This window comes from Actinophytocola sp. (genome assembly GCF_035634895.1).
Lineage (GTDB): Bacteria > Actinomycetota > Actinomycetes > Mycobacteriales > Pseudonocardiaceae > Actinophytocola.
The window spans coordinates 58,022-65,987 of sequence record NZ_DASQCC010000150.1; the positions used below are offsets into that span (position 1 = coordinate 58,022).

Genomic DNA, 7,966 nt, shown 5'->3' on the forward strand with positions numbered 1-7,966 from the left:
GAGGACCCGTTCCGAACGGGCCCCCTTTTCTTCCGAACGGGTCAGGCCTTCAGGACCGTGACGCTGACCTCGACGCCGTCGCCCACCGTGCCCGCGAAGCCGGTGGCGGGGCCGTAGGTGACCTCGTTCGCCAGGGTCTCGCCGGCCAGGAACCGCTCGTGCGGGCGGACGGCCTCGACCACCGGCTCCGGGGCCTGGACCGTCACCGTGATGCGGTCGGCCACGTCCAGGCCGGCCTCGCGGCGGGCCTGTTGGACCACGCGGACCAGGTCGCGGGCGATGCCCTCGGCCGCCAGCTCCGGTGTCGTCGCCGTGTCCAGGACCACCAGGCCCGAGGACCCAGGCAGCTCAGCCGTCGCGCCCCTGTCCGTAGCCACCAGCCGGCGTTCGAACTCACCCGGCAGCAGCTCGATCCCGGCCGCCACCACGTTGTCGCCGGCCGTCGTCCACTCGCCTGCCTTGACCGCGCGGATCACCTTCTGGGTGTCCGCACCCAGCCTGGGCCCGCACGCCCGCGCGTTCACCGCCAGCTCGAAGTGGCCGTGCGCCGCGACGTCCTCGGTCAGCGTGACCTGCTTGACGTTCACCTCGTCCGCGATCAGGTCCGTGAACGGCTCCAGCGACGACGCGTCCGGCGCCGCCACCACCAGCGACGCCAGTGGCAGCCGCACCCGCAGCTTGTTCGACTTCCGCAGGGCCAGCGCCGCCGAGCACACCTGCCGGACCCGGTCCATCGCCGTCACCAGCGACGGGTCGGCCGGCAGCAGCGAGTCTGCCGGCCAGTCCGCCAGGTGCACCGACCGCTCACCCGTGACGCCGCGCCACACCGCCTCCGCGGTCAGCGGCAGCAGCGGGGCGACCACCCGGGACACGACCTCGAGCACCGTGTGCAGCGTGTCGATCGCGTCCTTGTCGCCGGACCAGAAGCGGTCGCGCGACCGGCGGACGTACCAGTTGGTCAGCGCCTCCAGGTACTCCCGCACCCCCGCGCACGCCCCGGACACGTCGTAGACGTCCAGCGCGGCGCGGGTGTCGACCACCAGCTCCTGCGTCTTCGCCAGCACGTACCGGTCCAGCACGTGCGGCGAGTCCGTCCGCCACGTGCCCTCGACGCCCTCCGCGTTCGCGTACAGCGCCAGGAAGTACCACGTGTTCCACAGCGGCAGCACCGCCTGGCGGACCGCGTCGCGGATGCCGCGCTCGGTCACCACCAGGTCGCCGCCCCGCAGGATCGGCGAGGCCATCAGGAACCAACGCATGGCATCCGAGCCGTCGCGGGAGAACACCTCGTTGACGTCCGGGTAGTTGCGCCGCGACTTGGACATCTTCTGCCCGTCGTCGCCCAGCACGATGCCGTGCGCGACCACGTTGCGGAACGCCGGCCGGTCGAACAGGGCCGTGGCCAGCACGTGCATGGTGTAGAACCAGCCACGGGTCTGGCCGTTGTACTCGACGATGAAGTCGCCGGGGTAGTGGTGCTCGAACCACTCGCGGTTCTCGAACGGGTAGTGCACCTGCGCGTACGGCATCGAGCCGGACTCGAACCAGCAGTCCAGCACCTCCGGCGTCCGGCGCATCGTCGACCGGCCGGTCGGGTCGTCCGGGTTGGGCCGGGTCAGCTCGTCGATGTGCGGCCGGTGCAGGTTGGCCGGCCGCACGCCGAAGTCCCGCTCCAGCTCGTCCAGCGAGCCGTAGACGTCCACCCGCGGGTACGCGGGGTCGTCGGAGACCCACACGGGGATCGGGCTGCCCCAGAACCGGTTGCGGGAGATCGACCAGTCCCGCGCGTTCTCCAGCCACTTGCCGAACTGGCCGTCCCGCACGTGGCTCGGCACCCAGTTGATCTGCTTGTTCAGCTCGACCATCCGGTCGCGGAACTTGGTCACGGCCACGAACCACGACGTCACCGCGCGCTGGATCAGCGGGTTGCCGCAGCGCCAGCAGTGCGGGTAGGCGTGGTCGTAGGTCTCGTGGCGCACCAGCTTGCCGGCCGCCTTGAGGTCCTTGATGATCTGGCCGTTCGCCTCGTTCAGGACGTGCATGCCCTCATAGGGCGGGACCGTGGCGTCGAAGCGGCCGTGCGGGTCCACCGGCGTGACGGGCGTGATGCCGGCCGCGTCGGTGACGACCTTGTCCTCCTCACCGTAGGCGGGGGCGATGTGCACGATGCCCGTGCCGTCCTCGGTGGTGACGTAGTCCGCGGCCAGGATCTGGTGCGCGTTCTCCGCCCCGGCGAAGAAGTCGAACGGCGGCGCGTACCTGCGGCCCAGCAGGTCGCTGCCCTTGTACCGGGCGACGACCGGCGGGTTCTCGCCCAGCTCACGCGCGTACGCGGCGACGCGGGCCTCGGCCAGCAGGTACTCCTCGCCGCCCGCCTCGACGGTCACGTAGTCGACGTCGGGGTGGACGGCCATCGCCAGGTTCGACGGCAGCGTCCACGGCGTGGTGGTCCAGATGAGCGCCAGCTCGCCGGTCTCGAGCCGCAGGCCGACGGTCACGGCCGGGTCCTGCCGGTCGTGGTAGGTGTCGTCCATCTTGGTCTCGGTGTTGGACAGCGGCGTCTCGCAGCGCCAGCAGTACCAGAGGACGCGGTAGCCCTCGTAGACCAGGCCCTTGTCCCAGAGGGACTTGAACGCCCACATGACGCTTTCCATGAAGCTCAGGTCGAGCGTCTTGTAGTCGTTGTCGAAGTCGACCCAGCGGGCCTGGCGGGTCACGTAGTCACGCCACTGCTGGGTGTACTGCAGCACGGAGGTGCGACACGCCTCGTTGAACTCGGCGATGCCCATCGCCTCGATCTCGGCCTTGGTCTTGATGCCGAGCTGCTGCTCGGCCTCCCACTCGGCGGGCAGGCCGTGGGTGTCCCAGCCGAACCGGCGCTCGACGTGCTTGCCGCGCATGGTCTGGTAGCGGGGGACGACGTCCTTGACGTAGCCGGTCAGCAGGTGCCCGTAGTGCGGCAGGCCGTTGGCGAACGGCGGGCCGTCGTAGAAGACGAACTCGTTCGACCCGTTCTCGCCGGCCGGCCGCGCGTCGATGGTGGCCTGGAACGTCCTGTCGGTGTCCCAGTAGTCGAGCACGGCAAGCTCGAGGTTCGGGAAGGACGGCTGGGAGGCCACGCCCTTGTCCGAGCCGACCTGCGCCTTGGGGTATGCCATCTCGGTGGTCCCTCTACGTCGTCTGTGCGTCTCCACACGGGGACGACATGACGCCGCGGTACCACCCCGCTTGCCAGCGCGATACCGCGCCGACCGCTCGTTGGACGGCTGTTACGGGCCGTACCCGTCCGGTTCTACTGAGGCTCGCGCCCGTTCTTCCGGAGGCTCCCCGGTGATGGCCGGTTCGATGCCTGTACCTCAAGGATGCCAGAGGCCGTCAAACTACTTGGCGCGGGCCCGGTGTCTTGCCGCCAGGATCGCGTCCGGGCCGCACCGGGCACATGGGGTGAAGCCCAGCTGCCGCGCCTCGGACACCGCGACCGGGATGGTCGGCCGGTTGCCCAGCCACACACAGGTGGCCAGGTGGTAGCGCGGGTGCTCGTCGACCACGCGGACCTCGACGCCGAGGCCGGCGACCACCAGCAGGTCGCTCGCGTCGGTCGGCTCCTCCCCTGGCTCGCCGGCGAAGTCGTCCTGGACCGGGGTGACGGACGTCTCGGCCCGGTCGTCGGCACTCGGCTCGGCGACCGCCTTGGTCACCACGGTGCGCACATCCTCGGGCGCGGGGGCGCCCATGTTCTCGGGCCCGGACGGCAGCTCCAGCTTGACGGGCGGCTCGAAGTCCAGGTTCGACGCCGGCGCGGACACCGGTTCCGGCGGAAAGTCCGGAAAGTCGGGAAGGTCGTCGTCGACCGGCTCCTCGACCGGCGGCGCGTCGCGGCGGTGACGTGTCCCACCCACCGTGACGGCCTTCGGCCGCACCTGCTCGTCGGCTTGCGCCTTCGCACGCCGGCCCTTGAGCCAGTCCATGACGAGGAGCGTGGCCGCGACCACGCTCACCACGACGGATGCCCAGGCCCACAGCGTGTTGGCCGTGGTCAGCGCGGCGATCAGCAACCCGAAGGCGCCGAGCACCAACGCCAGGACTACGTACAGCACTGCTCAGACTCGCGAAGAACCAACGCCGGTCAGCCGGCCTCTGCGGCGCGTGGCCCGAACGCGTACCCCTGGCCCGACCTGCCCGAGTCCGAGGACCCGGTCGTCGGTGCCGCTGAGCCGCGGTCGCCAAGCTCGCGGAGGCTCGACTCGAGGAAGGTCTTCAGCCTGGTCCGGTACTCCCGCTCGAACGTGCGCAGCTCGTCGATCTTCTTCTCGAGCGCGGTCCGCTCGGCCTGGACCTGCCCAAGCACCTCGGAGTGCTGCCGCTGCGCCTCGCGCTCCAGCGTCGTCGCCTTGTCCCGGGCCGACCGCTCCAGGGTCTCCGCGCGGGTGCGTGCGTCGTTGAGCATCGTCTCGGCACGCGTACGCGCCTCGTTGATCATCGTGTCCGACTTGGCACGAGCCTCGGACAGCAGCTGCTCGGACTTCGTGCGGGCCTCGGCGAGCATCCCGTCCGACTCGGCCTTGGCCTCCCCGGTGAGACGGTCCGCCATCTCCTGGGCGAGACCCAGCACCTTGGCGGCCTGCACGTGATGGTCACCACCCGTGGCGCCAGGCGAGGTCTGCTCCAGCGCGCTCGGCGGCGGCACGGGGGTGAGCCGTCGTTCCTGGTGGACCGGCTGCGGTGCCGGTGTGTGCGCACGCACCTCCTCGATGTCGGCACGGGCCGACTCGAGCTGGGCGTCGAGCTGCTCGACCTGCGCACGCAGGTCGTTGTTCTCCTCGATCAGGCGGGAGAGCTCAACCTCGACCAGGTCAAGGAAAGCGTCCACCTCGTCCTCGTTGTAGCCCCGCTTGCCAATAGGAGGCTTGCTGAACGCGACGTTGTGCACGTCAGCGGGGGTCAACGACATCTGATCACCTCACGCACTCGGGTAGCCGCGATCCATCCGGTGTCCCCGTTACTCCGGATAGGCCAGTCGCATCAGTATGAACACAACCAGCAGCAGCACCATAATCGATAGGTCCAGCCCTACGCCTCCGATCCGGACCATCGGTATCAGCCGACGGACCAAGCGGACCGGAGGATCGGTCACTGTGTAGATGGTTTCCAGCGTTACCGCAACCCCGCCGGCCGGGCGCCACTCCCTCGAGAACGCGCGGACGAGCTCCACCACGACTCGCGCGGTCAGGAACAACCAGAAGACGAACAGTACCCAATACAAGACAAGCCGCACGGGATCCACGTGTCAACTCTGCCATCTGTCAGGTTCGGTTGAGAAACCCGCCCTCCGCAATCCGTCGTTTGTCCTCGGCAGTGGGGTCCAGGTTGGGCGGTGAGATCAAGAACACCTTGTTCGTGACCTTGTCCATCGACCCACGCAGAGCGAACACCAAACCGGCCGCGAAGTCCACCAGACGGCGGGCGTCCGAGTCGTCCAGCTCGGTGAGGTTCATGATCACCGGCGTGCCGTCCCGGTAGTGCTCACCGATGGTGCGCGCGTCCGTGAAGCTCGCCGGGTGCAGCGTGACGATCCGGCCCATCGGAAAGCCTCCGGCACTCGGCTTGGCCACGGCGGAGTGGGACGGGTTGGTGGATGGTGGTTGCGGTGCGGGCCGCGGCACCGGCTCACGACGGGGGTCCACGGCCAGCGCACCCTGCACCGGAGCGTCGGCCGACCAGGGCGGGCGTGGCCGAGGGGACGGCCGGCCCGGGAGGTCGACGCGGCCGTCGGCGTCGTGGCCGTCCTCGGCGAAACGCTCGTCGCGACGGCCGAACCCGCGCCGGCGGGGGGCCTCCGCGTACGGGTCGTAGTCGTCCTCGTCGGCCAGGTACTCGGGGCGGCGGAAACCACCCCGGTAGTCCCCCCGATCGTCGTATTCGTCCAGGTCATCGAGGTCGTAACCGTCGTACTCGTCGGCGGGGACCATGCCGAAGTAGGCCTTCAGCTTCTGAAGCGTGCCCATACCCCTGCCCCTCGACGACCAGAACCACCGAAACGTGTTATGGGGAGGCTAGGCCACGGGTGCCCAGGAGCGCGGTTCCGACACGCACGCAGGTCGAACCGCAGGCGATCGCCGACTCGAGGTCACCGGTCATGCCGGCGGAGATCTCGGTCGCCCGCGGGTGATCTTCACGCAGGCGTTCGGCCGCTGCCAGCAGCCTGCCGAAAGCCTCGCCCGGTGTCATTGTGAGCGGGGCCACAGCCATCAGACCACGTAGCCGCAATTCACCCGTTCGGACTACCCGTTCGGCCAGTGGCGCCAACGTGCCGAGTGGCGCGCCGCCGCGGTCCGGGTCTCCGTCGATGCTCACCTGGATGAGCACGTCGAGGGGTTCGGCCCGGTCACCGGCGTCGCGTGCGTTGCGGACGGCCTTGTCCAGGGCGTCCACGAGGCGATCCGAGTCGACGGACTGGACCTCGGCGGCCCAGCGGGCGACCGAGCGGGCCTTGTTGCGCTGCAGCCGACCCAGCATGTGCCACCGCACCGGGGCGTCCGGCCGGAGTTTCCGCAGTTCGTCGGCCTTGGGGCCGGCCTCCTGCTCGCGGTTCTCGCCGAGGTCGGTGACCCCGAGGTCGGTCAGCAGCGCGGCGTCGTCGACCGGGAATGTCTTCGTTACCGCGATGAGACGAACGGTGTCTATGGAGCGCCCGGCGGCGCGACAAGCGGTCGCGATTCGCGACCGGACGTTCTCGAGCGCGGCCTCGATCTCGTCGCGGCGGTCCGTCACGGCTGGTCCTCCGGCTCCACCCAGGTCAGGGCGGCCAATCGCCCAGTGGTGCCGTCCCTGCGGTGACTGAACAGGGTCCGATCCTCGACGGTGCACCGCGGGTCGAGGCCGATCTTGGCGACGCCCGCGTCGGCGAGCTGGCGCCAGAGACCGGCACGGAGATCGAGCCCTGGGGTGCCCTGACGGGTCTTGCACGCGCTGCCCGGCAGGTGCGTCTCGACGTCGGCCTGCATGGCGGCCGGGACCTCGTAGCACTCGCCGCAGACGGACGGGCCGAGCAGCACCTCGATCCGCTCGGTGCTGGCGCCCGCCTTCTCCATCGCGGCGAGCGCGGCGGGCAGCACGCCGACGCGGGCACCGACCCGGCCGGCGTGCGCGGCGCCGACGACGCCGGCCTCGGGGTCGGCGAGGAGGACGGGCACGCAGTCGGCGCACAGCGCGACCAGCGCGAGGTTGGGCTCGGCGGTGACGATGGCGTCGGTGGCCTCGACGGCCGCTGTTCTGGGTCCGTCGACGACCTCGGCGTTGCGGCCGTGCACCTGTTCCATCCAGACGAGCCGGTCGGGCTGGAGACCCAGCTCCGTGGCCAGGCGACGGCGATTGTGGGCGACGGCGCCCCGGTCGTCACCGACACCGGCGCCGAGGTTGAACGAGTCGTACGGCGGCTTGGAACCGCCGCCGGCCCGAGTGGTCACGACCCGCCTGATCCGCACAGCGCCTCCTCGATGGTTGCCTGTCCACCATCCAACCCGACGCGCCGGGCCGAATACCCGAAGGACCCCCTCGAGAACGTCTCGAGGGGGTCCTTCGGGGAACTTTGCGTCAGCGGCGCATGAACGGAGGCACGTCGACCTCGTCGTCCGGCTCGTCCGTCACCGGGACCGCGCGCGACGGCAGGCTGCCGCCGCCGGTGCCGGGAGTCCTCGGGCGGGGCGAGGCCGCCGGCGGGACGCTCGCGTTGCCCATCGGGCTCGCGTAACCCGCCGCGGCCTGGCGGGGCGGCGGTGGCGCGGTGTCACCGTTCTGGTGCTGGTCGACCGTGTTCGCGCCCTGCATCGGCGGTGCCGGCTGCTGGATCGGCGGTGTCGGCGCGGGGGGCGGCAGCTGGGCCTGCGCGGGCGGGGTCAGCTGCTGGGCCGGCTGTGGCTCGGGCTCCGGGCGGGCCGGGGAGCTGACCTGCCCGGACTGGGCCGCC

Annotated in this window: 7 protein-coding genes and 1 pseudogene; all 8 read right to left on the bottom strand. The window is 70.6% G+C overall.

Annotated features, from left to right (window positions below; translation table 11 throughout):
* Positions 1-41: 41 nt before the first annotated feature.
* On the bottom strand, positions 42-3,158 hold the full coding sequence (gene ileS, locus VET29_RS22280) for an isoleucine--tRNA ligase (RefSeq protein WP_324923559.1): 3,117 nt from the start codon (positions 3,156-3,158) through the stop codon (positions 42-44).
* Between the two features lie 222 nt (positions 3,159-3,380).
* On the bottom strand, positions 3,381-4,097 hold the full coding sequence (locus tag VET29_RS22285; protein ID WP_324923561.1) for a hypothetical protein: 717 nt from the start codon (positions 4,095-4,097) through the stop codon (positions 3,381-3,383).
* Between the two features lie 29 nt (positions 4,098-4,126).
* Positions 4,127-4,951 (bottom strand): DivIVA domain-containing protein, encoded by an 825-nt coding sequence (locus VET29_RS22290; RefSeq protein WP_324923563.1) that lies wholly within the window; start codon positions 4,949-4,951, stop codon positions 4,127-4,129.
* 48 nt (positions 4,952-4,999) lie between these two features.
* Complete coding sequence (locus VET29_RS22295) at positions 5,000-5,284, bottom strand: YggT family protein (protein ID WP_324923565.1); 285 nt, start codon at positions 5,282-5,284, stop codon at positions 5,000-5,002.
* Positions 5,285-5,303: 19 nt separating this feature from the next.
* Positions 5,304-6,005: a cell division protein SepF gene (locus VET29_RS22300; protein ID WP_324923567.1), complete on the bottom strand. Its 702-nt coding sequence runs from the start codon at positions 6,003-6,005 to the stop codon at positions 5,304-5,306.
* 37 nt (positions 6,006-6,042) lie between these two features.
* On the bottom strand, positions 6,043-6,771 hold the full coding sequence (locus VET29_RS22305; protein WP_324923569.1) for a YggS family pyridoxal phosphate-dependent enzyme: 729 nt from the start codon (positions 6,769-6,771) through the stop codon (positions 6,043-6,045).
* Positions 6,768-7,484 carry a peptidoglycan editing factor PgeF gene (gene pgeF / locus VET29_RS22310; RefSeq protein WP_324923571.1) on the bottom strand — a complete coding sequence of 239 codons (717 nt, stop codon included), beginning with the start codon at positions 7,482-7,484 and terminating at the stop codon, positions 6,768-6,770. Before pgeF ends, VET29_RS22305 begins: the two co-directional genes overlap by 4 nt.
* A gap of 109 nt (positions 7,485-7,593) precedes the next feature.
* Positions 7,594-7,966: pseudogene (locus tag VET29_RS22315) on the bottom strand (cell division protein FtsZ); the annotation flags it as partial.

Bases quoted from the DNA above. Each gene is read 5' to 3' on its own strand.
- VET29_RS22290 (WP_324923563.1), bottom strand. From the start codon at position 4,951: ATGTCGTTGACCCCCGCTGACGTGCACAACGTCGCGTTCAGCAAGCCT.
- ileS (WP_324923559.1), bottom strand. From the start codon at position 3,158: ATGGCATACCCCAAGGCGCAGGTCGGCTCGGACAAGGGCGTGGCCTCC.
- VET29_RS22300 (WP_324923567.1), bottom strand. From the start codon at position 6,005: ATGGGCACGCTTCAGAAGCTGAAGGCCTACTTCGGCATGGTCCCCGCC.